This is a genomic window from Sorangium sp. So ce302, from assembly GCF_051530145.1.
In the GTDB taxonomy this organism is placed as follows: domain Bacteria; phylum Myxococcota_A; class Polyangia; order Polyangiales; family Polyangiaceae; genus Sorangium; species Sorangium cellulosum_B.
Window position 1 is genome coordinate 7,920,441 of sequence record NZ_CP150326.1, and the last position, 24,909, is coordinate 7,945,349.

The window sequence follows — 24,909 nt, forward strand, 5'->3', positions numbered from 1 at the left end:
CTACGGGCTCGCGCCCCAGCGACATTCGCCCGCGCCACGGCTCGCTGTGCCTGGGCTGCGCGCCTGCAGCGCGACTACGCTCGCCTGCGCCGCGGCTCGCCCCGACTCTCGGCCCGGACCGCGCGACGCAGGGCCGCCGGGGTCACGCCGCGGCGGCGCCGCAGGCTGCGGGTCAGGCAGCTCTGGTCGGCATAGCCGCAGCGGATCGCGATCTCCGCGATCCCGAGCTCGGTGCGGGACAGGAGGTCGGTCGCGCGCGCGAGGCGCAGATCCGCGATGCGCTCCTGCACCGTCGTCCCGAGGACCGTGCGGAACAGATGGTGGAGGTGCCCCGGGCTCAGCTCAGCCCGGGCAGCCACGTCCGCGACGGTGAGCGGCTCGTGCGCGTGGTCCTCGAGGAAGCGCAGCGCGCGGCGCAGCTTCTCCGGGGCGCGCATCGGGCCGAGCGCGCCGCGCGCCCCGCGCTCGGCCAGCGTGAGCACGAGCAGCCCCGCCCACTGCCGGCGCAGCGCGACCGAGCCGCCCCGGTCGAGCTCGTCCGCCGCGGTCCGGACCAGGTGCGCGGCAGCGGCGTCGAGGGCGATCGACCCGCCGGCGATCCGCTCGAACCACGGCGCGGCGCCGAGGGCTTCCGCGGAGGCGGGCGGCACATCGATGACGAGGAAGCGATTCCGGTCCGGCGCCGCGAAAGCGTGGCGGGTGCCGCACGGGACGAGAGCACCCGAGAGCCCGGATGCCATGAGCTCTCGACCGTCCATCGAGAGCGCTATCGCGCCTTCCAGAGGCAAGACCAGCTGGTGGTGCGCGTGGCGGTGCGCGACCACCTCGGCCGAGTATCGCCGGACGCCGAGCTCGACCTCATCCATGACGCGCCATGATCTCACGCGCGGCGCGCGCGCGCCATGGCCCCTCGGGCTCCCTACCTCGCCAGCGCTCCCGCCGGCGCGGCGCGCGGCACGCAGCGCGCGCGGGACGCAGCGCGCGCCGCGGGGCGGAGCTCACCGGCAGGGCGGGCCGTACAGGGCTGCGGCGCCGCGCGCGTCGTGCTCCGTCAGGTCGAGGTCGCCCCAGTTCGTGCCGTTGCACCACGGATAGTGCATCACCGAGCCCGCGTCGTACGACGTCAGGGCGCGCCAGCCGTCGTCCTCGAAGCAGGCGCCCGCCTCGGGCCGCGTGTGCTCGTGCCGGAACCCGAGCGCGTGGCCGAGCTCGTGCCGCAGGACGCCCGTGAGCGTCCAGAGATCCAGCGGGCCGAGGGCGGTCGAGTCGATGAGGAGATTGCGCGCGCGGCGCGAGCTGTCGGGGAAGAACGCGCGCGCATAGTACGGCTGCCCCTCGACCGGGCGCACGTCGAAGACGACCCTCTTGTTGCGCGCATCACACGCGTCGTCCTGGTCTGCGCTGTGAACGAAGCGGACGCCCGCCACCTCCTCCCACGCCGCGGCGGCGCTCTCCATCGCGGAGACCACCGCGCCATATTCGTCACCGAACGCCTCGCTCACGCAGTAGCTGAGGTTCCGTTTCTCCCTGTCGCTCCACCTCACGTCCCTTCCACGGCTCTGATCGACGATGAGCGCTCCGCGCTGGACGTGGCGCTCATAGAACCGCTCGAGCCCGTCGAGGCCCTCGACGGGAATGTCGCCGTCGACGATGTAGATGTCGCTCTCCGGCTCACGGTAGGTGCGAGCCTCGAACTCGTCGAAGCTCACCTCCGTATCGCCGACCTGCTCGGAGATCTCCGCTCCCCCAGGCGCGCCGGCGGCGCACCCGACCGACGCGAGCGACAAGACGAGGAGACCAAGAGACTTCGTAGACAGATGACTCATCATACAAGTACCTCTCGTTCATGCCTTTCCCTCTCGGGTCAGGCGAGGGCGCGCAGCGCCGCAGTGAGCTCCGCCGGACGGCGCCACGGGACCCCCACGGCGGTCCGGGCCGACTCGACTGCTGGTACTGACGCGGATGGCGTCCGGTTTCGCTGTCCGATATTGGCAAGCGACGTGCCGCACGCGCGATGGCGTGACTTTGCGGTCCAGAGGTCAAGCGCGGAGCGAAGGAGTCCACACGTGTGGAGCGGGTGCTTGCGCACCTGTGCAAGGACTTGCGTATCGAGATCGAAGCAGAGCGCGCAGCGCGCGCCGCCGGGACCGGCTCGAGGCGGTCGATCGATGGGGCTTCGTCCCGCCGTCGTGCTGGTTCCATCGCGCGAGCAGCGTCGGGCGTCGTGATCGTGCGCTGCGCGCTGCCGGGGTGGCGTACGGCGCGACGGCCTGCGATCGAGGGCTTGACGGCACGGCGCGAACAGAAAATCGTGGCATCCATGCCGGGGAGAGGGACATGGCGGCGCGCCCGCGCGCGGCGGCGACCCCCGCGGGGCGCGCGCGCCGATGGAGGCGGCCGCCGATGACGTTCGCGGAGGGCACCGTGTTCGCGGGGCGCTACCGCCTCGGGCCCGTCATCGGCGTCGGCGGCATGGGCGCCGTGTACGAGGCCGCACACATCGAGACGAACCGGCGGCGCGCGCTCAAGATCATGCACCCGACGCTCTTCTCTACATGGCGCCCGAGCAGTTCGACGGCGCCCCGCTGAGTAATCCCCTCACCTCGACCAGGCCATGGAACGTCCCGGCGCACGACTCCCCTGGGCTCATTGGGCCCATGGAGTGACGGTCTTCACGCTGACGCTCCTCGCGGCGGTGCCTTTCTGGCTGACCGACCTCCTGCCGATGATGGATTACCCACCGTTCCTGACGTTCGTCCGAGCGTTCCAGGACCACGGGGATCCCGCCTCGCCCTTTCACGGCACCTACACGACAGGATGGCCCATCGCGCCGCTCGTCCTGCCGATCCTCCTCGCGCGGGCGATCGCGGCCGTGAGCTCCATCGAGATCGCGGGCAAGGTCCTCCTCACCGCGTACACCGTCGCCCTGCCCGCCGCCTCGATGCTCCTCCTCCGCGTGCTCCGGCGGGATCGCTGGTGCGTGCTGCTCGTCTTCCCCCTCGTGCACTCGTACTGGGTGAGCGGCGGCTTCTTCGCGTTCGCGACGGCCCCTCCGCTCGTCGTGCTGGGCCTGGCCGTCGCGGTGCGATGGCTCGATCGCCCGACCCCGCGCCTCGGCGTCGGCCTCGCCGCGATCGCGGTCGCCCTGCTCCTGTGGCACGCGCTCGCGCTGGCCCAGCTCCTCCTCGACGTGGCGCTGCTCTGGGCGCTCTGGAGGGCGCCGGGGCCGCGGGAGCGATGGCGGGCGCTGCTCCCGCTCACGCCGCCGCTCGCCCTGTTCGCGGTCTGGGTGGGCATGTCGGTGCTCACGAGGCCCTCCGGCGCCCCGGTCCCCGGCCCTGTCGCGGCGTGGCCGCCCTTCTTCGAGAACGCAGCGCAGCTCCCCGAGTTCGTCGGGGTCCTCCTCCCGATCTCGGTCGGCTACGTGCTCCTCTTCGCGCTGCTCATCGTCGCCGGCGCCACCGCTGAGCTCGCCGCGCCCCACGCGTCACCCGAGTCCCCGACCGCCCGGTACCGGGTCCCGAACGCGTTCGCCGTGCTCGCGCTCGCCAGCGTGGTCTGTCACCTGGTCCTCCCCTCGTATTGCCTCGGGGTCGAGGGGATCAACAACCGGCACCCCTGGATGGCCGCGCTGCTCTTCACCTTCGCCTGGAGCCTGCCGGCGCGCCCCGCGCCGAGAGCGGGCCTCCTCGCCTCGATGGCGATCGGCGGCGGCGCCCTGCTCCTCCACCTCTGCGGGCGCTTCGTCGACTTCCACCGAGAGACGGTCGGCGCCTCCCGGCTCATCGACAGGCTATCTCACGGCCAAACGCTGCTGGCGCCCCTCGACGCGTGGGGGGCGACGGAGGCGTTCCCCGTCAAGCCGCTCCGCGCGATCCAGGAGATCGCCACGGTGCGCCACGGCGGCCTGCCGAACAGCTCCTATGCAGGCTACGGGATGAACTTCATTCAGTACGTGGGCGGCAAGAACCCGATGCCAGGGCTCGGCCCGAGCTGGCTCCGCCACCCGGAGCTCACGAGGTTCGACTACGTCCTGCTGCGCTCGCCCTCGCCCGCGCTGCTCGCCCACGAGCGGCTCGAGCTCGCCGCGCGCGACGGACAGTGGGCGCTCTTCTCCGTGCGGCGCTGACGCGGCGCAGGGCGGGGAGCGCGGCGAACGCTGACTGGCGGCGAACGCTGACTGGAGGAAATCGCCGGCCCGCCTGCGCCTCCGGCAGAGGGAGCTGCGCGCCCCGCCGCGCCCGCGCCGCGCGTTTCGCTGGACGAGCGGCCGCGGCTCGCCAATCCTTGGGCGCATGAAGCTGACCGGCATCGCCGCTGAGACCGTGCAGATCGCGAGTCGTGGCGAGTACATCGCGCCCTCGGGCGCGACCGTTCGCATCCGCGACCGCGTGCTCGCCGCGGTGAAGGGGACCGTGCTTTACCGGCCCGGATCACTCGAGGCCTGGGAGCCGAAGGAGCGCCGCGATGGCCCGGCGGTGATCGAGGTCACCGGCGAGACCACGGGGGCGGCGGGGCGGCGGCTCATCGAGCAGGAGGGCGAGGCCCGCGTCATGGCCCTCAACTTCGCTTCCGCCAAGAACCCCGGGGGCGGGTTCCTGCGCGGGGCCAAGGCCCAGGAGGAGGACCTCGCCAGGTGCTCGGCGCTGTACGCGTCCCTTGTCGAGCAGCGCGAGTATTACGACCAGAACCGGGCCTGCGGGAGCTTTCTCTATACCGACCACATCATCTACTCGCCGGACGTGCCGTTCTTCCGCGACGAGCAGCACGCCCTCCTCGACCGGCCGTTCGCGCTGTCGATCATCACGGCGCCGGCGCCGAACGCCGGCGAGGCGTTCCAGCGCGACGACGCCACGGATCAGGAGATCCGGGCCGCCCTGGAGCGCCGCGCGGACATGGTGCTCGCCGCGGCGGGCGCGCACGGGCACCGGTGCCTGGTCCTCGGGGCGTGGGGGTGCGGCGTCTTCCGCAACGATCCGCGCGAGGTCGCCGACGTCTTCGCCCGGTGCCTCGAGCGCCCGCGCTTCCGCGGCGCGTTCTCGCGCGTGGTGTTCGCGGTGTACGACCGGAGCGCCGATCGGCCGAACTACCGGGCCTTCCAGGAGCGGTTCGCGCGGGCGTAGGCGCGTACTGCCGCCGGCGCCTCCGATCCCGCGCGCGCCGTCACGGCCCCGCGCGGATCACACCGTGGGATCCCCACCCCAGAGCTGCGTGGACGTCGTGCTCCCCGCCTACCTCCACCGCTACAATCGAGGACTGACCCCTTCCACCGGGTCCGTTTCGAATTGTCGGGTCGCGATCGAAGAGCGAGAGTCATGGCTCCGACTTGAGGACGATCGACGACAGGCTCGCCGCGCTCCTCGCCGCGGCCGTCTTCTCCGCGTCACCCCTGCTCCTCTGCGGGTGCACACAGGCCGCGCCCGCGCCGCGGGCCGTCGCGCAGGGGACCGCGGCGCCGCTCGACCAGCGCTTCGCCAGCGAGCCCGCGCCGACGCCGCGCTTCCCCGATCCGGAGCGCGGGCGGAAGCTCCGCGCGGCGGCGGCCGACGTGCAGGCGCTCGCGCGGCGCGCCGCGGAGAGGGAGCGCTTGCCGGCGCTCGCGCTCGGCGTCGTCATCGACGAGGAGCTCGCGATCCAGGCGGTGCTCGGCGTGCGGGACGCCGCGGCGGGCGGAGCGGTCGACGTGCACACGCGCTTCCGCATCGGCTCCGTCACGAAGCCGCTGACCGCGGCGGCGATACTGCGGCTCCGCGACGAAGGGCGGCTGTCGATCGACGCCCCGGCGGCGCGCTACCTGCCGGCGCTCACCGGCGTCGTCTACCCGACGCGCGACGCGCGGCAGATCACCGTCCGCGACCTGCTCACGCACAGCTCCGGCCTGCCGCGGCTCGGCGTGTTTCCCCCCGCGTCGACGTCGCGCGACGTCACCGAGCGGGAGATCCTGGCCACGCTCGACGGCTTCGGGCTCGAGAGCGCGCCGGGCACCGCGACCTCCTACTCGAACCTCGGCTATTCGCTCCTCGGGCTGGTCGTCGCGCGCGCCGCCGGCGTGCCGTACCGGCGCTACATGAGCGACGCGGTGCTCGGGCCGCTCGGCATGCGCGACGCCGCCTGGGACCCGTCGCAGGTGCCGCCCGGCGAGCTCGCGTCGCCCCACGCGCGCGGCGTCGACGACGGCGCGGTCGCGCCGATCCAGCCCTGGCGGCTCGGGGCCTCCGAGGCGACCGCGGGGCTCTACGCGAGCCTCGCCGACATGGGTCGCTTCGTCGGGTTCGAGCTCGCCGCCTGGCCCGCGCGCGACGCGCCCGAGGCAGGGGCCCTGCGGCGGAGCACGGTGCGCGAGTCGCACCTGATGGCGCGCAACGGCTCGGCGTTCCCGGCCGCCGGCGGCGACGACGGCCCCGGGCTCGGCTGGCACGTGCGCGAGGACTGCGACCTCGGCCACGTGGTCTTCCACAACGGCCTGATCGACGGCTTCTCCGCGTCGGTGACGCTCCTCCCGCAGCGGGGCGTCGGCGTCGTCGCGCTCGCCAACGTCGCCGGCGCCGATCTCGAGTCGCTCAACGCGGACGTGCTCGGCCAGCTCGCGGCGACCGGCGCCATGGAGGCGCGCGTCGTCCCGCCCTCCCCGCCCGTGCGCCGCGCCGCCCAGGCCGTCGCCTCGGTCATCGGCCGCGCGCGCACGGGGGCGCTCGATCGCAGGCTCAGGCCCGGCTGGTTCCCGGAGGCTCACCTCGCCTCCCTGCGAAAGGCGCTGCGCGACGCCGGCGCGCGGGTGGGGGCGTGCGCGCTCGACGGCTCCGCCGTGGTGGAGAGCGCCACGGCGGCGCGCTTCGGCCTGCGCTGCGAGCGCGGCGCGCTCTCGCTGGCCGTGCGTGTGGACACCTCGCCGGACGCGCGGATCACGTCGCTCAGCGTGGAGGAGCAGACCGGGGCGATCGCCCGGGAAGCCCCCGGCCCGAGCGACCGCCCAGCCCGCTGCCGCTGAGCGATCTGCAGCCCGATTGTAGCGCCACACCTGATAGTGTAACCGCGCCCATCGTCCCGGGCGTCGAACCGTCCCCCTCACCTCGCGGAGACCCGCTTGAAGCACAACGACGTGGTGGTTTTGATCCTCGGCGGAGGCGTAGGAAGCCGCCTCTACCCGCTCACCAAGCTGCGCTCGAAGCCAGCGGTCCCGACCGGCGGCAAGTACCGGCTGGTCGACATCCCGATCAGCAACTGCCTCAACTCGGGCTTCAACCGCATCCACATCCTCACGCAGTTCAACTCGGTCTCGCTCCACAACCACATCACGCAGACGTACCGATTCGACGTCTTCTCCGCCGGCGCGGTGCAGATCCTCGCGGCCGAGCAGACGCCGACCCACAGCGACTGGTACCAGGGCACCGCCGACGCCGTCCGCAAGCAGCTCGTCGAGGTGAAATCGCCGAACCCGCGGGACGTCATGATCCTCTCGGGCGATCACCTCTACCGCATGGACTACGAGCCCTTCCTCGAGCACCACCGCGAGACCCGGGCCGACGTCACGCTCGCCGTCCGCCCCGTCCCGACGGCCGAGGTGTCGCGCCTCGGCATCGTGGACACCGACGACACCGGGCGTGTGGTCAAGTTCGTCGAGAAGCCGAAGGACATGAAGCTGCTCGACAACGTGCGGCAGGTGCCCGATCCGGCGAACCCGTGGCTCGCCTCGATGGGCGTCTACATCTTCAGCGCGAAGGCGCTCTACGAGATGCTCGAGCACGACAACGCCTCCGACTTCGGCAGCCACATCCTCCCCCGGGCGCTCGACACCCATCGGATGATGACCTACACGTTCGACGGGTACTGGGAGGACATCGGCACGATCCGCAGCTACTACGAGGCCAGCCTCGCGCTCACGGACTCCGATCCTCCGTTCTCGTTCTACGACCCGCAGCGGCCGATCTACACGCGCCCGCAGTTCTTCCCCCCGGCCCACGTCACCGCCGGCTCGGTCCTCGACCAGGTGCTCCTCGCCGAGGGGAGCCGGATCATCGAGTCGAAGATCTCCCGGTCGGTCGTCGGGCAGCTCTCCTCCATCGGGCCCCACGTCTCCATGTCGAACACGGTCATGATGGGCGCGGACTACGAGTCCCTGTTCCAGGCCCACGGCCCCGAGAGCACGAGGGGTCTGCCGCCCATCGGCATCGGCCGGGGGTGCACGATCGACGGCGCGATCATCGACAAGAACGCGCGCATCGGCGACGGGGTGGTGATCCGCAACATCCCCGATCGGCCGGACACCGACGCCCCGTACTACGCGGCCCGGGAGGGCATCGTCGTCGTCCCGAAGAACGCCGTCGTCCCGCCGGGCACGGTCATCTGAGCGCGGACCGCGCCCCGGCCGCCGAGGGGACGGCGGCTGGGCGCGCGGGCGGAAGGGGCGCGCCGCGCGGGTAGGCCGGGTAGGTAGGTAGGCAGAACGCCGCCGCTGCGCCCGGCCACTCGCCCCTCGTCGGCTGGGCCCCGGTCTGGTAAAGAGCGCACTTATGCGAATCTGCATCCTCGGCGCCACGGGCCTTGTCGGCCGCGAAACCATCACCCTCATCGCGCGGGCCTGGCCCGGCGCGACGCTCGCCCTGTTCGCGAGCCGGGACCAGGAGCTCACCCTCGACGGCAAGTCGTACGAGGTGCTCAGTGCGTCGCGCCTCGAGGCGCAGGACGCCCCCCGCGGAGACCTCGCGTTCGTGGCCCTGGATGACGATCACAGCAAGCGGTACGTCCCGCGGCTCGTGGAGCTCGGGTACCGCGTGATCGACAAGAGCAACACGTACCGCGCCGACCCGAAGGTGCCGCTCGTCGTCGCCGGGGTGAACTCGAGCATCGTCGACGACTCGGTCCGGCTCGTGGCCAACCCGAACTGCACCACCATCCCGCTGATGCTCGCGCTCTCGCCCCTGCGCCGGGAGTTCGGGCTGAGCGCGGTCACGGTGAGCACGTACCAGGCGGTCAGCGGCGCCGGCATCGCCGCCCTGGACTCGTTCCTCGCGGACGCGCGCGACGGCTTCCAGGCCCTCGATCGCCTGGGCCTGCCGTTCAAGCCGTCGGGCTACGCCGGCAACACCGTCCCGCACAACGGCGGCACCGACGAGAGCGGCTACTCCTCGGAAGAGCGGAAGCTCATCTTCGAGAGCCGCAAGATCCTGAGCATGCCGGAGCTCGGCGTCTCCGCGCAGTGCTGTCGGGTCGGCGTCGCGGTCGGCCACTACGAGAACGCGTGGGTCACGTTCGATCGCCCGGTGGATCTCGATCGGGTCGCGAGCATCCTGAGCGATCCGGCGAAGTCGCCCTTCGTGAAGCACCTCCCCGGCGCTGCCGGCGAGGGCCTGAGCGCGCTCCACTGCGTGCAGGACCGAGACCTCGCGCTGGTCGGGCGGATCCGCCCCGATCACCGGGACCGCGACCGGAAGAGCGTGTGCCTGACCGTGGTCGGGGACAACCTTCGGCTCGGCGCGGCCACCAACGCGGTCCGCGCCGCGACGCGCTGGTTCCCGAGCGCCGATCGCGACCTGCAGGCCCCCTGACGGTAAACGATGCAACCCACCCAGCCCCTCATGATCCTCGTCGCCGGGCCCTATCGCTCCGGCACGGGCGATGATCCGGTCCTGATCGCGGCCAACGTTCGCGCGATGAACGACATGGCCGTGCGCCTCTTCCGGGCGGGCCACCTCCCCGTCCTCGGCGAATGGTTCGCGCTGCCGCTCATCGAGCACGCCGGGTCGCGGCAGATCGGCGACGAGATCTTCAATGAGATCTTCCATCCCGTCGCGCGCCGGCTCGTCGCGCGCTGCGACGCTTGCCTGCGGATCGGCGGCCCCTCGAAGGGAGCCGACGAGATGGTCGAGCTGTCCCGCTCCATGGGCAAGCAGGTCTTCTTCAGCTTCGACGAGGTGCCGGGCCGCGGCTAGCCGCGGCTGCCACACGAGAGGCATGTGAGAGGCGCACGAGACGCCGCGGCGGCGCGGTCGCTTCATGGCTCGGGCCCCGGCCAGCCAGCGCCGACAGGGAGCGCCTGCACGTCGGGGAAGAGCATGTAAATACGCTTTCCATTCCACGTCTGCCCGTGGGGCGGCGAGGGCGCGGCCGCGGCGACGCTCGCGCGCACCGCGCGCCCGAGCGCGGCTGCGCCGTCGAGCGCCTGGCTGAGCGCCGCGAGCGCCTGCGCGATCTCGGGGAGCGACGCCTCGCCCGAGGTGCCCCGCGCGACGAGGGCGTCGACCTCGCGGCTGCGCACCCCGAAGTCCGACGGAAGCGGGTGCGCGGGCTGCGCCGTGCTCGCGGCGTGGAGGAACTGGCGCTTCGCGACGCCGCCCGCCTCGCCGAAGCCCGCGACGAGCTCGAAGAGCGCCGACGCGACGCCGGAGGCCGGCTCGAGGTCGCTCGGGTTGTGGAGCGGGGAGCCCCTGATTCCCAGGTCGTCGAGGTACTCGAACCCGGAATCGCTCAGCGCGGCCGAGCGCTCCGTCTCCGGCAGGGGCGGCGCGACCCGCACCTCGCCGCTCTCGAACACGATGACGCGCGCGTACGTGAAGCGCGCGTGCGGCACGGCGAGCCGCACGCGCGCGAGCTGCGCCGCGACCTCCACCGCCGCGCCGATCTCGAAGCGCGAGCCCGGAAGGTGGCGCGCGATGCCCGCCAGCGTCATCCCCGCCGCGTCGGGCCAGGGGCACACGGCGACGTGCCGCGGGAGAGCCTCCGCCTCGCCCGGCGCACATACGCGCTCCAGCCCGAACGAGGCGGGGGCGAGGAGCGGCGGCCGCTGGCCCTCCATCCGCCGCAGATCGCCGAACAGCCAGGCGCGGTTCTCCCCGTGGTGCTCGGGCGCGAGCATCCGCGCGCCGACGAGCAGCGCGACGGTGCCCCCGGCGCGCGCGAGCCATGCCTCGGGCACGGAGAGGTGCTCGTACAGGAAGGCCTCGACGATGAGCTGCCACTCGCGGGGCGGCTCGGGAGGCAGGGGAGCGGCGGTACGGTACATGGCGGGTGCGGGGCTTCGAAGAGCAGCGCGCTCGGCCCCGGATGCACACACGAGACGGGGGAGCTCGTGAAGTAGCGTATCCAAGCCGGGAGCGCCGCGGAACACGGCAGCGGGCCGCTGCCGCCGATCGGCGAGCGCGCTGCCCGATCCGCCCTGGGAGGTGAGAGATGGGGATCAGTCGTTCGAACCGTCAGGCTCGCCGACTGCTTCGGGCGGCATCGCGGCGGGGCGGCTGGGGAAGCCTCGAGCATCGATCCGGCGACGCGCAGCACTGCAATCGTGCGCTCGCACGCGAACGACTCGTCGCCGGTCGAGAGCGGTGATTGGTCTTGCCCCCACGTGGACACCCTCCTGGCGACGGCGGTCCTGTCAACGCTCGACGCTGCCCCTCAGGGGCCTGGGCGCCGGGCCCCGAGCGCGAGCGCGGACCAGGGGGCGCCAGGTCTCTTTCACCGTTCGGAGCTTGGAATGAAGACTCGATTGCGCACCCTCTCAGCGATACCCGCAACACTCATCGGATTGCTCATGGCAGCGGCCTGCGGCTCGGACGCCGGCAGCGACCCGGAGAGCAGCGGCGGCGGCTCGGCGACGGGGGGCTCGCCCGAAAGCGGCAGCTCGGCGACGGGGGGCTCGCCCGCCAGCGGTGGCTCTGGCGCGGGCGGCGGCGTCGCGAGCGGCGGGACGTCGGGCGCCGGCGCGGCTGGCTCCGGAGGCTCCGCCGCCACGAGCAGCACCGGCAGCGGAGGCGCAGACTCCGGCGCGGCGAGCACCGGCGGAAACGGCACCGGAGGCGCGGGCTCCAGCGCGGCCGGCACAGGCGGGAGCGGCGCCGGAGGGGCGGGGACGGGCGGCAGCGGAGGTGGTGACGCGGCGTATCCATGCGACGGAGACACGAGCGGCTACAACGCCGTGGTGACCCGATCCGGATCCGACTGGATCGCGCAGAACGGCGCCCGCAACGTCTACAGCGGGGGCGACATGCGGGCCGCGATGCAGGCGGCGCTCGACAGCTTGAGCTCCGGCCGCACCAGCAAGCAGAGCGTCCTCGTCCAGGGCTCCGGGACCGTGGCCGCCAGCTCGCGGCTGAACGTGCCCAGCTACACCGTGCTCAACGTCTGCGGCACGATCGACGTCACCGGCAGCGGCTCCGGCGACAACGCGCCCATCTACGCGCGCGGCCGGACCGACATCGAGATCCCGAACGTCACGATCAGCGGCACCCCGCTCTACGCCATGTTCTTCCGCGACGTCGAGAACCTGCGCCTCGGCCATGTCGAGCTGCGCGTCTCGAGCGGGCTCGGCGTCCGCATCGACAACCATGGGCGCTCGGACCGCGCCAACAAGGTGAAGAACATCGAGATCGACCATGTCTACGCCGAGGGGACCAGCTCTCACGGCGTCGAGACCTACGGCGTCGACGACATCCGCATCGGCACCGTCATCGCGCGCGACACCGGGGAATGCGGCCTCCTCCTGAACGACACGACCAACGCCGAGGTCGGGAAGGTCGACGCCATGAACGCGGGCGCGGGCACCGGCTACGCGGCGTTCCGGCTCGCCAACCGCGCGGGGCGCATCGGCAGCGGCTACCCCACCAACATCCACGTCGGCCAGGTCATCGCCCGCGGCGGCGGGCGCGGGATCTTCTGCGTGTCCGAGAGCGGAGGCGTCACGATCGACCGGATCGATCTCGCCGACACAGGCAACAACGCGATCCTGATCGAGAACTGCCACAACGTGAACATCGCCGCCGAGTCCGGGACCGTCGACGGCGGCGGCGACATCCGCCTGGCCGCACGCACCGAGTTCGCGAACTCCTCGGACATCACGATCCAGAACCTCACGATCACGGACACGGCCGTCAACGAGAACCCCTGCGCCGAGAACAGCACCTTCCGCAACCTCACGCTGGCAAACGCCCGCGACAACAGCTGCGATTAGAGCGGCGGTCACCCGCTTCGGATACGGGCCCACCTCGACGTTTTCGGTGCTCAGCGCACCTTCGTACGCTTGCGCGCCGAAAACGCCGATCTGGGCCCGTCTCCTGTGCGGGAGACCGCCGCTCTGCTCGGCATGGTGCAGAGGTGGGCTGAAGTCACAAAAGAGAACCGCCCGCAGGTCCAGGCCTGCGGGCGGTCTTCTTCGTCAGCGGCTCGGCCTACTTGAGGCGGGCCAGCATCTCGACCTTCTCGGTGTCCAGCCCCGTCCAGGTGCCCCAGCCCGACTTGTCCGCATCGGTGTACTTGTGGTTGTAGATACCACCCGTATCACCCGACTCGGGGTTGATGGACCAGTAGGTGAAGTCCGTCATCTTCTTCTTGATGAGGTAATCCACGTACATGTTCTGCCACTCCCAGTCGTAGCGCTTGCCGGCAGGCAGGTGCGCCCACTGCTGGGCCAGCGCCGGGTCCATCTCGTTCTTCGGCCAGTCCTTCACGCCGCCGAACTCGCCGGTGATCACGCAGAACTTCTGGTCGTGCAGGAACCCGAAGTGCTCGTCCCACTGCTTTTCCAGCTTCGCGACGGCCTCTGCGTTGCTCCGCTCCAGGATGAGCCCGCACCCGGCCTTGGCGGCCGCCTCGTCCTCGAGCCCGACGCACTCGGGCTTGGACTGATCGACGTGCTGCTTCTGAACGAACACTGCAGGCCCGTAGGTGTGGGGCGAGAAGCAGAGCCGATTCCTGGGGATCTGGATCGGGTAGGCCGTCTGTCCGTAGAAGTTCTCACCCCAGTTCGGGTTGAGGTTCTCATCGCCGTGGGGCTCCGGCTCCAGCGTCAGGCCGCTGGCGCCCGCGGGCTGGTGGCTGCCGGACACGCCCTGGACCACCGCGATCATGTCGTCGTTCTCTTCGGCGATGACGTCGTAGCAGGCCTTGGCCATGTCCGCCCACTCGGGCCAGCTGTACTTCCACGGCTCGTTGAAGCAATCGATGCCGATGATGTTCTTGATGTTGAGCTTCTTGGGCAGCTGCGCAATCTTACGGATGTCCGCGAGCCACTTGTCGTAGTTGTAGGCGTCCTCGCCCGTAAGGCAGGTGTAGTCGTCCGCCTTGTAATCGTAGTTCTCGCGATCGCTGTCCACGTAGGGCTTGTTATCGTCGAGCCTGCCCGCGCGCCACCCGAGGTGGTTCGAGCAGGAGTGGATGCCGATGATGACGTTCAGATTGTTCGCGCTGGCCTGCTTGAGGAAGTCCTCGAGCGCCTCGTACGCGTTGGCGTACGGGTAGACGTCCGGGTCGTTGTTCTTGATCCGGGGCGAGGTGGTGCTGTAGTTGCCGTCCGGGTGGTTGGCGACCAGGGTCTGCGGCGCGATGGGGAGCCGGATCGTGTTGAACTTGAGGTTGGAGCTGGTGAGCTCCTTCATCGTGTCCGCGATCGTGCGCGGGGCGTTGTTCTCCGCCCACCACATCGACCCGATGAAGAGCTCCATGGCGCCGGGGCGCTCGAGATCGTCCTGTCCCTCGAGCCCGAACCAGTTGCCGCCGCGAACCTGGATCTCCGTGCCGTCCTGCGTCAGGCGGCCGTTGTCGAGGTTGACGCGGAATCTCCCGTTCGGTGAGTCGTCGGTGTCCGGCGTCGGCTTCGCGTCCGGGTTGCCGCTGCCGCTGCCGCTCGGGATTCCAGCGCCGGCGCCGCTGGTGTCGCCGCTGCTCGTCGAGCTGCCCGCGCCGCTGCCGTTGCCCACCGAGCTGCCCGCGCCGCTGCCGTTGCCCACCGTGGTGCCCGCGCCGCTGCCGTTGCCCACCGAGCTGCCCGCACCCGAGCCGTTGCCGCTGCCCGCGCCGCCGGAGCCCGTCAGCCCTCCCCCGGTCGCCGCGGTCGATCCATCACCACCGCAGGCGATGCCCATCAGAGCAAGGGCGGCGAAGGAACACAAGAAGATATGGCTTCTTCGGATTCTCATAGGTTCGTTCTTTCGTTAAGCACAAATTCAGAGCACGGCGCACTGCTTCGAGCGACAACCCCCAAGGCTCGTCCGTAAGACAATCTCAGCCAGATCAACGGTTGGTCGCGCTCTACAGTCGACCCTGCGCAGAATTCGCAATCAAGCAACACCGACGGGTTGCCAACCGGGCTCGCATGTTACCCGCCACCAAACAGAGGGTCAAGACGAGACGCACCCCCGATGCCGAGGCCAATTATCGATAGGGCGGTGTTTTCCCACGACGGCGGATCGCAGGAGGCGCTCTCCTCCAACGGGATCCTGCAGGAGCGCTGCACGAGGGGGCGAGCGCCACGAGGCGCTTGACTTTCAAATTGCACATCAATTGCCGAACCACCTGGGCGCCCTGCGCTCCCGAAGGGCGCACAGCGTCATTCGATAGGTGCGCAGCGTCATCCATCCTGCGCACAGCGTCAAACTCGACGAAAGGGGACATCGGCAGAGCTCGTCAATGGAAAAGGCACGCTGAAAGACCACGACTCGCCACGATGCCTGTCACGGGGGCACGCGACGCGTCGACGCGTCGACGCGCTGCTCCGGCCTTCATCGATCCTGACGGCGGCGGGTGTGCCGGCGGCTGAGCGGGTAACGCTACTCCCCTCCTCTTCCGCGGCCCTCGCCCTCCCCTCGCGGTCTCCGCCAGCGCTCCGGCAGGCGCACGAGGAGCAGCGCGAGCCCCGGCAGGAGCACCATCCCAGCGAGCAGCAGCAGGGAGGACGTGAGCCGCGCGGCCGAGGCGCCCACCGCGGCATAGGTCGCCGAGATGCCCAGGTTGGCCAGGGCCGTCACCGTGACGAACGCGCGCCAGGGCATGCGGCCCGCGCCCGCGAAGACGAGAGACGCCTCCGCGAGCACGGGCACGCCGCGGAAGAGGAGCAGGAACCAGCGGCCGTGCCGCTCGGCGGCCCGCGTCAGGCGCGCGAGCTCCGCCTCACCCACCATCCGCTGCAAGGCCGGCGCGCCCGCGCGCGCGCCGACCAGATAACCCAGCCCCGAGCCCACCATCATGCCCGCCCAGGAGACCGCCGTCCCGCGCCAGAAGCCGAGAAGCCCGCCCGCCGCCGTGCTCACCAGGCTCGATGGCACCGGCAGGACGATATCGCCAGCGAGCAATCCGCCGAGGACGAGCGCCGTCGCAATGGGCGAAGGAGGCGCCGCGAGCAGCCTTCGCGCCGCGGCCTCGAGGCTGTCGGCGAAGAGGAAGAACGGCACGAGGATGACCAGGAGGAGCAGGCCGGAGAAGCCGGCCCACCCGGGCCAGGAGCGCCGGGGGCGCGCGGTCGCGCCGGGGAGGCGTGCGCTCCCCGGAGGACGGGTCGAGTCAGACGATCGCGACATGCAGCGCTCCAGGTCCGGTGACGGGCCGGCCGCCCTGCGAGGAGGAGCGAGCCGGCCGGCGCGCGAGTATACGTCCCTCACGCGGTCCGCCCTCGGGCGAAAGAGACGCTGGTTCAGGATTTGTCCGCGCACAGGGGGAGTCGCCTTATCCAACAGACCTGGAGGCGGCGACGCGCGCAGGAAGGGCTCGAATTCAGGGCACCCGCGTGGGAGACTGTCGCCAATTCACGCATCCCCGAGAGGTCCCGGGCAACCGGAAGGAGCAGGTCATGCGTCCTCGATCTTCGTGGTTTGGTTCAACCATTTTCATCACGAGCTGCGCCGCCCTGGTGGCGAGCTGCTCTGCGAGCGCCGACCGCCCTTCCGGAGGCGGTGGCCCCGGTGGCGGCGGGGACAATCCCACCACCACCACCGGCGGCGATCTCGGCGACGGCGACACCACGGGGAGCGGATCGGACATCGGCGACGGCGATAGCGCGTTCCGTTGCGGCGACGGGGGCCTGACCAACGACGAGGCGTGCGACGACGGAAACGCCGTGGGGGATGACGGCTGTGCGGCGGACTGTCACTCGGTCGAGCTCGGCTGGTCGTGCCCGCTGCCCGGGGTCGCTTGCACGCGCATCGCGCGTTGCGGTGACGGCTCCGTGGTGTTCCCGGAGCTCTGCGACGACGGCAACACCGAGGCGGCCGACGGCTGCTCGCCGACCTGCAAGGTGGAGGTCGGCTTCAAGTGCAGCGGCAGCCCGAGCGCCTGCACGCCGACGACCTGCGGCGACAAGACGCAAGAGGGCGCGGAGAGCTGCGAAGACGGCAACACGATGCCCTTCGACGGCTGCTCCTCGAGCTGCCAGGCCGAGCCCGATTGCTCCTCGGGCTCCTGCGCGTCCCTCTGCGGCGATGGCCTCGTGCTGGGCGAGGAGTGCGACGACGGCAACAACATCGACGGCGACGGCTGCTCCGCGACGTGCACGGAGGAGCCGGGCTACACCTGCGCCGTCCCCCAGCCCTCGGGATCGATGGCCGTGCCTGTCGTCTTCCGCGACTTCAAGGAGGCACACCCCGACTTCGAGCCGGATGGTCCCGGCCGCAGCACGCCGGTCTTCAACATGGTCGCGCCCCGGCTCGACGCCGAGAAGAAGCCGACGTACATGACCACCGCAAACAGCCTGGTCAATAGCGCGCAGACCTTCGCCCAGTGGTACCACGACGTGCCCGGCACCAACAGCACCACGGTCACCACCCTCACGCTCTGGGACACCGGCGACGGCCGCTTCGTGAACCGCTGGGGCGAGGACGGCGAGCAGTGGACCCTGCTGTCCCAGGAGAGCGAGCACTATTGCGGCAACGTGGGCAACGAGGTGAACGACGAGGAGTGCACCTCGTCGGCCCAGGCCACCCCGCAGTGCGGCGACATCCACAGCGAGCAGTTCCACAGCTGCAACGTGCGCGACGGGGTCTACTGGGCGCGGTATATCGAGGAGACCTACGACGGTAGCCCCCTTTTCTTCCCGGTCGACGACGATCCGTTCACCCCGGCGGCCGAGCGCGTCGCGGCCGACATCTTCCCGAGCTACGGCGGCGGCGACTGGCTGAAGGAGCAGGGCAGCCCGAAGCACAACTTCCATTTCACGAGCGAGATCCGCTACTGGTTCCAGTACAACGCGGGCGAGCAGTACGAGCTCGACTTCACCGGCGACGACGATGTGTGGGTGTTCATCAACGATCGCCTCGCGGTCGACGTCGGCGGCATCCATAGCGCCGTCAACGGGCGCCTCGTCATCAACGCCAACGGGGGAGGCAGGGTGACCTACGCGACGGAGGAAGACGATGTCATCCAGCCGCGGAACGTCGACCTCGGCCTGACGGACGGCGGCGTCTACCAGATCGCCGTGTTCCACGCCGAGCGCCAGACCGCGGCATCGACGTTCAAGCTCACGCTGCAGGGCTTCGCGACGGCGCGCAGCGAGTGCAAGCCCGTCTGCGGCGACAGCGTCGTCAGCCTGGGCGAGGAGTGCGACGACGGCGTGAACGACGGCGGCTACGGCGAGTGCGCGCAGGACTGCAAGCTCGGCGAGTACTGCGGCGATGGCGTCGTCCAGGCCGTGGAGGAGTGCGATGACGGCAACAACCGCGACGGGGACGCCTGCGGCAGCGGCTGCCGCAACCTCATTCCGCGCTGACCCGACGGAGGGTCGCCGCCCGATGCGATCGTCGCCGGAAGCCGCCCGCGCGCTCCCGGCGACGATCGCCGCGAACCCCGCTCAGAAGCAGATCCCGAACTCCGGGTAGCCGATGTCGACGCAGCTCCCGCCGCTGGCGCACGGCGCGCCGAAGCTGCTCCCCGGGCAGAGCTCGATGCAGGTGAAGGTGAGGCCCTCCCCGGTCAGGTCGCCGCACGCGGCGTTGGACACACACCCCTCGACGCCTCCACAGGTGCCTCCTACGGGGATGGTGCCTCCCGGGAGGCAGGCCGGAACCCCTCCCAGCAGCGCTCCTGGGGCACACCACTCGCCACCGCTACAGCCGGCGCCGAACGGCGTGCACGCGCCGCCACCGCCGACCTCGGTCACCTCGATGGAAATGTCCAGCTGCCCATCCCCGATGGTGATGATCGTGCCGTCCGTCTGGAATTGATAGACCAGCGGCGTGACGGCCCCATCGTAAATAGCGAATGAGACGGTGGGAGGGGTGAGCAGCGTCGCCTGCACGGGCACAAACGTGCCCCCGTCATCGCGCTGCAAGACCCAGCCCTGCTCCAGGGTGCTCGCGTAATCGCCGGTGGGCAATGCCGCGCTGAGCACCGTCTCGCCCGGATCATCCGAGGTGCCGAGGTACGTGACGATCGGCCCCTCGATCCTGAAGATCGCGTTGCTCAGCCGGTACACGTGCCCGTTGGTCTGCGCCACCAGGGCGATGCTCGCGCGGCCGGTGGACTCCGCTTCTTCCGTGCCGTCCGGACCGACGGCGCACGCCGGGAGCAGCGGCGCCGCCGCAAGGAACATTGCCGCGAACCCGACGTTGACAAGCGCTGATCGACTCATGCTGGACCTCCTCCAAGCGAAAAGACGGGCGAGCATAACGCGCGTCGATACGCTCGCGGCGCGCGGAGCAAGAATCGGATCGCCGGGACGACGCCGTTCGATCGGCGATGGTGCCGGCTCAGGCCATGCACCCCGAGAGATCGCTCGCCGCGCGCTCCGGAGCTCCCGGGTGTGCCGGCACCAGCACCCGCACGGGGCGCGGCGCGCGCGGGGCGACCCCCGCGCCGGGTGAGAGCGTGAGGCACAGCTCTCCGCCCGTCGGCCTCGCCCGGAGCGCGAGGTGCACGGCGCCGCGGCGCGCAGCCCGGATGGCGCTCACCAGCACGCGAAAGAGCCCGCGCGCCAGGGTGTCGTGGTCCGCCTGGACCACCACGGGCTCGAGCTCCTGGATGCTGGTCGTGACGTCGCAGACAGCCGACTCGACCTCCAGCAGCTCCGCGAGATCGCGGATCAGCGCGTCGAGCGCCACCGGGCGCGGCGCCGCCGCCTCGCCCAGCGCGAGCGCCCGCCACAGCGCAGCGGAGCGCTGGAAGCGGCGCAGCACGCTGGCGGCGAGGTGGAGCAGATCGCGCGTCTGGGCGAGGACGCTCCCGGCGAGCTGATCCGCGGCGAGATCGATCCTGAGCCGCGCGGCGGCCCGTGCCTGGAGGATGTCCTGCAGCAACCGCCGCAGCTCCTCTATGGGCACGTCCCGCGCAGTGAGCAGACGATCCATGTCCCGCTCGAGCCGCATGGCGAGGAGATCCATCTCGATGGCGCGCGCGGCGCAGAGCATAATTTCGCGGAGACGCCAGCCAATCTCGGGTCTCCTGACCGAGACGCTGAGCACGCCGATGGCCGCCCCATCGCCGTCCCGGAGCGGGAGCCCATGGCACGTGAAGACATGGAATCCCTGAATGAAATGCTCCGGCCCCACGAGCTCCGTATAGCCATCTTCGGCGAGCGCCGTACCGACGCCGTTCGCGCCACAGACGCTCTCCTCGAGCAACGCGCCCGGACCGGGCACCCGTTCGGGGCCGTGAATCGTCTGCTCGTCACCGCGGACATCCAGGAGAACCGCCCGCGCGTCCCCCACCATGACCGCATGGCGCTCGTCGCCCGAGGCCTGGCTGAGCGCGTGAAGGTAGGGTTCGGAAGCGAGGATGAGGTCCTGGTGCCGCTCGCGCAGGCGCTCGGTGTCGAGCGCGCTCAGGAACTCGGCCTTGGGGCGGCGCGGATCGGCCCCTCCCCCGTGAGAGCGCACCCAGGCGCGGTGCACGTGAGGACGCAGCTGCTCCGCCTCCAGGACGCCGATCGAGCGATAGAGGCGCCCCGCCTCGAGCGCTGATTCCAGCCACGCTGCCATGAGCCCACCCCTCGTTCGAGCGCGCGGTTGCGTCCGCCATCGTCCGCGATTCTGCTCCGGGATCTTGCACAGTTCGTACCCTCGACACGCCTCCTCGAGAGGCGAGCCGCGAGGAAGTGAGCTATTTCAATTCTCCATTCTCCCAAGGAAGAGCGCGGACCGTATGCAGGCACCTACCGTCCTGATCGTCGATCATGACGAGGCCCAACGAGAGGAGATCCGCCGCACGCTCGAGGCCGCTGGGCTGCGGGTCGAGCTCGCAGCGACGGTCGCGGAGAGCCTGCGAAGAGCCCATCGACCGCCGGACCTGGTGCTCATCGGCGTCGATCTGCCGGACGGCGAGCGGTGCGAGCTCTGCCAGCGCCTCCAGGCGGCGCTGGGCGCGGCGGCCACTCCGGTGTTGCACGCCAGCCGGCCCAACGCGGCCGTCGGTCAGCCATCGACGTCGAATTCGACGCTCGGTTCGACGTGCGGCTCCGCGTACGGTTCCGCGTACGATTGCTGTCGTGCCGGCTCGCGCGCATGGCCGACCGAGAGCCGGCTCCTGATGACGGCCGTCCGCGCTCTGCTCGAGGCGCGCGCGGCGAACGTCGCGCGCGCCTCGAGCGACGAGCGGTTCCGCGCGGCCTTCGATCAGGCGGCGGTGGGGATGGCCCACGTCTCCCTCGACGACCGCTTGCTCCGCGTGAACCCGAAGCTCTGTGAGCTGCTCGGATACACGGTCGAGGAGCTGCTTGCGCTCCGCGCCCGGGATCTCCGGCACCCGGACCACGCGGAGGGAGCGCTCCGGCACGTCCATGCGCTGGGCGATGGGGAGATCCCCTCTTCCACCACCGAAGAGCGCTGCGTGCGGCGGGACGGGTCGATGCTCTGGGTCGCGGTCACGCGCTCGCTCGCCCGCGATCGCGCGGGGGCGCCGCTGTACGTCGTCGAGGTCGTGAACGAGATCGAGCGCCGCAAGCGGGCCGAGGAGGCGCGGGAGCGGGCGCTCGCCTGCGAGCGCGTCGCGCGCATCCGGGTCGAGCTGGCGGAGGCGCGCGTCGCGCGCCTCCAGACGTTCACGTCCGAGCTCTCGCGCGCGGTGACGCCCGCGCAGGTGGCCGAGGTGGTCCTCTCGCTCGGGCTCGCCGCGCTCTACGCCGACGCGGGGTACGTCGCGCTCCTCGCGGAGGACGACATGATCGAGGTCCTCCGCGCGCCCGGCTACCCCGAGGACGTGGTCGCGCGCCTGCGCCGCATTCCGATGTCCGCGCGCATGGCTGTCGTCGACTGCATCCGCACGGGCCAGCTGCTGATCTTCGAGTCGCTCGCGGCGTATCAGGCTGCCTATCCGGACACGCCGGTAGGCGACTGGGCCAAGACCCTGATCTGCGTCCCCATGACGCTGGGCGACGTGACCATCGGGGTGCTCGGGGTCACGTACCGCGACACCTGCCGGATCAGCGAGGACGACCGGCGCTTCATGACGACGCTCGCCCTGCAGTGCGCGCAGGCACTGGAGCGCGCGCGCCTCTACGAGGCCGAGCAGCGGGCGCGGCGGCTCCGCGAGGAGGCGCTGGCCATCGCGGCGCACGACCTCCGGAACCCGCTGTCGTCGATCATCCTGGCCGCGTCCCTGCTCGAGCGATCGGCACCGGCGGACGCGGCGGGGCAGGCGATCCGCAATCGGGCGCGGCAGATCAAGCGCGCCGCGGAGCGCACCGTCGAGATGCTCGGCGAGCTGCTCGACGCCGCGATCATCGAGGCGAAGGGCCTGAAGCTGGACATCCAGCCGTGCGAGGTGGGCTCGCTCGTGCGCGAGGTCACCGAGATGCTCGCGCCGCTCGCCGAGCAGAAGCGGATCCAGCTCCACACCCTCCTTCCGGGGAGCGGCCTGGAGCTCGGCTGCGACCGTGGCCGCATGCTCCAGGTGCTGTCGAACCTCGTGGGCAACGCCCTGAAGTTCACCGCCGAAGGACGGGAGATCACGATCGGCGCGGAGCGCCAGGGGCCCGATGTGCGCCTGTCCGTCAGCGACACGGGCACGGGGATCCGGCCCGAAGACATCCCGCGCCTGTTCGATCGCTACTGGCAAGGGCGGGCGGCGCGCTGCGCGGGCGCGGGGCTCGGGCTGTACATCGTCAAGGGCATCGTCGAGGCGCACGGGGGGCAGATCTCGGTCGATAGCGAGCTCGGCGCCGGGACGACGTTCTCCTGCACGATCCCGGTCACGCGCTGAAGCCAGGGAGGCCAACCCGCTCCTCACGCATGCCCGACGGGTTGCACGACTCCAGCAAACTGGAGCCAGCTCCACTTTATGAGCCGGCGCTCCTGCGCTCGGCGCGCGGCCGTTACTGCGCCACGTCGACGGACTCGACGGATGCGGTCAGCTCGTTGTCCGCCGCGGATCGCCCGCCGAGGACGATCACCTCGCCGTCGCCAGGACAGATGAGGGGGCTGAAATACCGCGTGAACTCCAGGGCTCCCGCGGGCTCCCAGCCGTCGCCCGCCGCGTTGAGCCGGAAGAGGCCGTCGGCGATGTTGATGTAGAGGTCCTGTTCGTCGTTGCACGCCGTCGCGCCGAAGCCCGCAATCGGGATCTCCGAGGGGAGCGCCGGGCCCGGCGACCAGGCCTCGGTCTTCGTGTCGAACCGGTAGACCTCGCCCGAGAACGCCATCCCCTCGCCGACGCCGCCGAGCGCGTAGATCGTGTCACCGCGCCTCGCGACGCCCAGCGAGCGGAGCGTGAACGGCGCCTCGGGCAGGGGGACCCACGCCGCGTCGGGCGTCGAGAGGTCGAGCACGACGCCCCGGGTCAGCAGCTCGCCGGGCCCCGCGAGCGTCCAGCCCCCCACGACGTACAGCCGGTCCCCCACCACCACGGCCCCGTGCCCGGAGCGCCCCTCGGGCAGGTCCGGCATGGCCTGCCACGTCCCTTCGCGCGGATCGTAGCGCTGGACCGTCGCCACCGAGGTGAGGACCTCCGGCTCGTCGATGGCGCTGTCCACGCGGAGGCCGCCGATACGGTAGATGAAGCCGCCGTGCGCCACGAGCGCGATGCTCTCCAGGTGCTCCACGGCCCCGAGGTCCTCCCAGGCGCCGCCTTGCGCGAGGGAGAGCCGCCGGAACCCTGTCGACTGGTGCTCGGCCGCAAAGCCTCCTCCGAGGTTCCCCCCGTAGGTATAGATCGTGTCGTCGGCGAGGGCGGCGCCGAAGGAGCTGACGGCCTCGGGCAGGTCGGGATAGCGGCGCGGGGGCTGAGCCCGCGGCAGATCGAGCTCCCGGGCCTCCCCCGTGGGGACCGTGGGGAGCGTGCGGAACGCTGAGGGCGTCGGGACCGGCCGCAGCTGCTCGTCATCGCCATCGCCGCAACCCAGGACTGCCAGAGCGCTCGCCGCGGCGAGCATGCACCGTGTGAACCACAGCGAACCGTTCCTGTGAAACATCGTGACGGATCTCCTTTTCAGTGAAGCCATCGAGCGCCGGCGGCCTCCTCCTCAATCGATCGCGGCGCCATGAGCGATCCAGCGGCGAACGGTGTCTTTCTCGTCGGCCGAGAGCGGCTTCAGCGTCGGCGGCATCGCGAGGCCACAGCCCTCGTCGCACAAGACGAGCTCGCATTCGAGCGTTCCATCGATCTTGTGCATGACGTAACTGTGCTCCGGGTCCCCCGGCGCCACGCGCTTCATCCCGGAGGCCTCTCCGGAGTCGACGTTCACGTTCTGCTCGCGGATGGCGGCGAGCTCCTCCGCGCTGACCTGCGCCGGCGGCGTGCTCGCGGTCGGTCCCAGGTAGGGCCGCGTCGGGTCGCCGCGCGTGTCGGCGTGACAAGCAGCGCCGGTCGCGCAGGAGCGTTGCAGGAGCGGCAGCACCTCCGTCCGGAAACCCACGGGGCGCCCGGCGTCGAAGCGCGTGTAGTCGTGGCAAAGCGCGCCGCCCTGGCCCGCGCTCCCGGCGCCTCCGCCCTGATCGCCGGCGGCGCCGTTGCCACCGGCGCCGCCGTCGCCGCCGGCGCCGCCGGCGCCGCCATCACGCGTACGGTCGTGGCCCCCGCGCTCGCCACCGCACGCGGCTGCCGCGAGCGCCAGCAGGAAGACGGGGAGGAGCCGGCAGCGCCTCGACGGCGCGCCCGGCACACGCAGCGAGCTGCGCTCGGCGGGAGGGAGGTTCAGGAGCTGCATGAGGTGCGCAGCAATCTAGTGCAAGCGCACGCTGCACACATGTCTCGATGCCGGCGCTGGCGCCCCTGTCGCGCCCCCGCGGT

At 71.2% G+C, this 24,909-nt stretch carries 19 protein-coding genes; 10 read left to right on the forward strand and 9 right to left on the reverse strand.

The window, feature by feature from the left end; translation table 11 throughout:
• Window positions 1-74: 74 nt before the first annotated feature.
• Window positions 75-866 carry a helix-turn-helix domain-containing protein gene (locus WME73_RS29870; RefSeq protein ID WP_437739796.1) on the reverse strand — a complete coding sequence of 264 codons (792 nt, stop codon included), beginning with the start codon at window positions 864-866 and terminating at the stop codon, window positions 75-77.
• Between the two features lie 132 nt (window positions 867-998).
• Window positions 999-1,829, reverse strand: coding sequence for a matrixin family metalloprotease (locus WME73_RS29875; RefSeq protein ID WP_437911746.1), 831 nt, complete (start codon window positions 1,827-1,829; stop codon window positions 999-1,001).
• Window positions 1,830-2,403: 574 nt separating this feature from the next.
• On the opposite strand from WME73_RS29875, the gene WME73_RS29880 reads away from it, so the two are divergent.
• The 7 genes from WME73_RS29880 (at window position 2,404) to WME73_RS29910 (ending at window position 9,929) form a co-directional block, all read left to right on the forward strand.
• Window positions 2,404-2,589, forward strand: coding sequence for a hypothetical protein (locus WME73_RS29880; RefSeq protein ID WP_437911747.1), 186 nt, complete (start codon window positions 2,404-2,406; stop codon window positions 2,587-2,589).
• Between the two features lie 73 nt (window positions 2,590-2,662).
• Window positions 2,663-4,129, forward strand: a complete 1,467-nt coding sequence (locus tag WME73_RS29885; protein WP_437911749.1) for a hypothetical protein — start codon at window positions 2,663-2,665, stop codon at window positions 4,127-4,129.
• 166 nt (window positions 4,130-4,295) lie between these two features.
• Window positions 4,296-5,123, forward strand: coding sequence for a TIGR02452 family protein (locus WME73_RS29890; RefSeq protein WP_437911750.1), 828 nt, complete (start codon window positions 4,296-4,298; stop codon window positions 5,121-5,123).
• A 203-nt stretch (window positions 5,124-5,326) separates the two neighbouring features.
• Entirely contained in the window at window positions 5,327-6,988 is a 1,662-nt protein-coding gene (locus tag WME73_RS29895; RefSeq protein ID WP_437911752.1) for a serine hydrolase domain-containing protein, read from the forward strand.
• Window positions 6,989-7,084: 96 nt separating this feature from the next.
• A complete protein-coding gene (locus WME73_RS29900; protein WP_437739802.1) occupies window positions 7,085-8,347 on the forward strand; it encodes a glucose-1-phosphate adenylyltransferase in 1,263 nt (420 codons plus the stop codon).
• A gap of 163 nt (window positions 8,348-8,510) precedes the next feature.
• Window positions 8,511-9,545 carry an aspartate-semialdehyde dehydrogenase gene (locus WME73_RS29905; RefSeq protein ID WP_437739803.1) on the forward strand — a complete coding sequence of 345 codons (1,035 nt, stop codon included), beginning with the start codon at window positions 8,511-8,513 and terminating at the stop codon, window positions 9,543-9,545.
• A gap of 9 nt (window positions 9,546-9,554) precedes the next feature.
• Entirely contained in the window at window positions 9,555-9,929 is a 375-nt protein-coding gene (locus WME73_RS29910) for a DUF4406 domain-containing protein (protein ID WP_437739804.1), read from the forward strand.
• A gap of 62 nt (window positions 9,930-9,991) precedes the next feature.
• On the opposite strand, the gene WME73_RS29915 is transcribed toward WME73_RS29910, so the two are convergent.
• A complete protein-coding gene (locus WME73_RS29915; RefSeq protein ID WP_437739805.1) occupies window positions 9,992-10,999 on the reverse strand; it encodes a hypothetical protein in 1,008 nt (335 codons plus the stop codon).
• A gap of 525 nt (window positions 11,000-11,524) precedes the next feature.
• Between WME73_RS29915 and WME73_RS29920 the strand changes: the two genes are divergently transcribed.
• Entirely contained in the window at window positions 11,525-12,940 is a 1,416-nt protein-coding gene (locus tag WME73_RS29920) for a right-handed parallel beta-helix repeat-containing protein (protein WP_437911753.1), read from the forward strand.
• A gap of 217 nt (window positions 12,941-13,157) precedes the next feature.
• Here WME73_RS29920 and WME73_RS29925 read toward each other — a convergent pair whose 3' ends face one another.
• Together WME73_RS29925 and WME73_RS29930 are read right to left on the reverse strand one after the other, a co-directional pair.
• Window positions 13,158-14,903: a glycoside hydrolase family 5 protein gene (locus WME73_RS29925; RefSeq protein WP_437739807.1), complete on the reverse strand. Its 1,746-nt coding sequence runs from the start codon at window positions 14,901-14,903 to the stop codon at window positions 13,158-13,160.
• A gap of 630 nt (window positions 14,904-15,533) precedes the next feature.
• Complete coding sequence (locus WME73_RS29930; protein WP_437911754.1) at window positions 15,534-16,280, reverse strand: TVP38/TMEM64 family protein; 747 nt, start codon at window positions 16,278-16,280, stop codon at window positions 15,534-15,536.
• A 269-nt stretch (window positions 16,281-16,549) separates the two neighbouring features.
• Here WME73_RS29930 and WME73_RS29935 point away from each other — a divergent pair, with 269 nt between their 5' ends.
• Window positions 16,550-18,460, forward strand: coding sequence for a DUF4215 domain-containing protein (locus WME73_RS29935; protein ID WP_437739809.1), 1,911 nt, complete (start codon window positions 16,550-16,552; stop codon window positions 18,458-18,460).
• Window positions 18,461-18,541: 81 nt separating this feature from the next.
• Here WME73_RS29935 and WME73_RS29940 read toward each other — a convergent pair whose 3' ends face one another.
• A complete protein-coding gene (locus WME73_RS29940; protein ID WP_437739810.1) occupies window positions 18,542-19,321 on the reverse strand; it encodes a hypothetical protein in 780 nt (259 codons plus the stop codon).
• Between the two features lie 118 nt (window positions 19,322-19,439).
• Window positions 19,440-20,666 (reverse strand): sigma-54-dependent Fis family transcriptional regulator, encoded by a 1,227-nt coding sequence (locus WME73_RS29945; protein WP_437911755.1) that lies wholly within the window; start codon window positions 20,664-20,666, stop codon window positions 19,440-19,442.
• Window positions 20,667-20,829: 163 nt separating this feature from the next.
• On the opposite strand from WME73_RS29945, the gene WME73_RS29950 reads away from it, so the two are divergent.
• Entirely contained in the window at window positions 20,830-22,884 is a 2,055-nt protein-coding gene (locus tag WME73_RS29950; protein ID WP_437911756.1) for an ATP-binding protein, read from the forward strand.
• Between the two features lie 112 nt (window positions 22,885-22,996).
• Here WME73_RS29950 and WME73_RS29955 read toward each other — a convergent pair whose 3' ends face one another.
• On the reverse strand, window positions 22,997-24,091 hold the full coding sequence (locus WME73_RS29955; RefSeq protein ID WP_437911757.1) for a Kelch repeat-containing protein: 1,095 nt from the start codon (window positions 24,089-24,091) through the stop codon (window positions 22,997-22,999).
• Window positions 24,092-24,142: 51 nt separating this feature from the next.
• Window positions 24,143-24,826 carry a hypothetical protein gene (locus tag WME73_RS29960; protein WP_437911758.1) on the reverse strand — a complete coding sequence of 228 codons (684 nt, stop codon included), beginning with the start codon at window positions 24,824-24,826 and terminating at the stop codon, window positions 24,143-24,145.
• Between the last annotated feature and the right edge of the window lie 83 nt (window positions 24,827-24,909).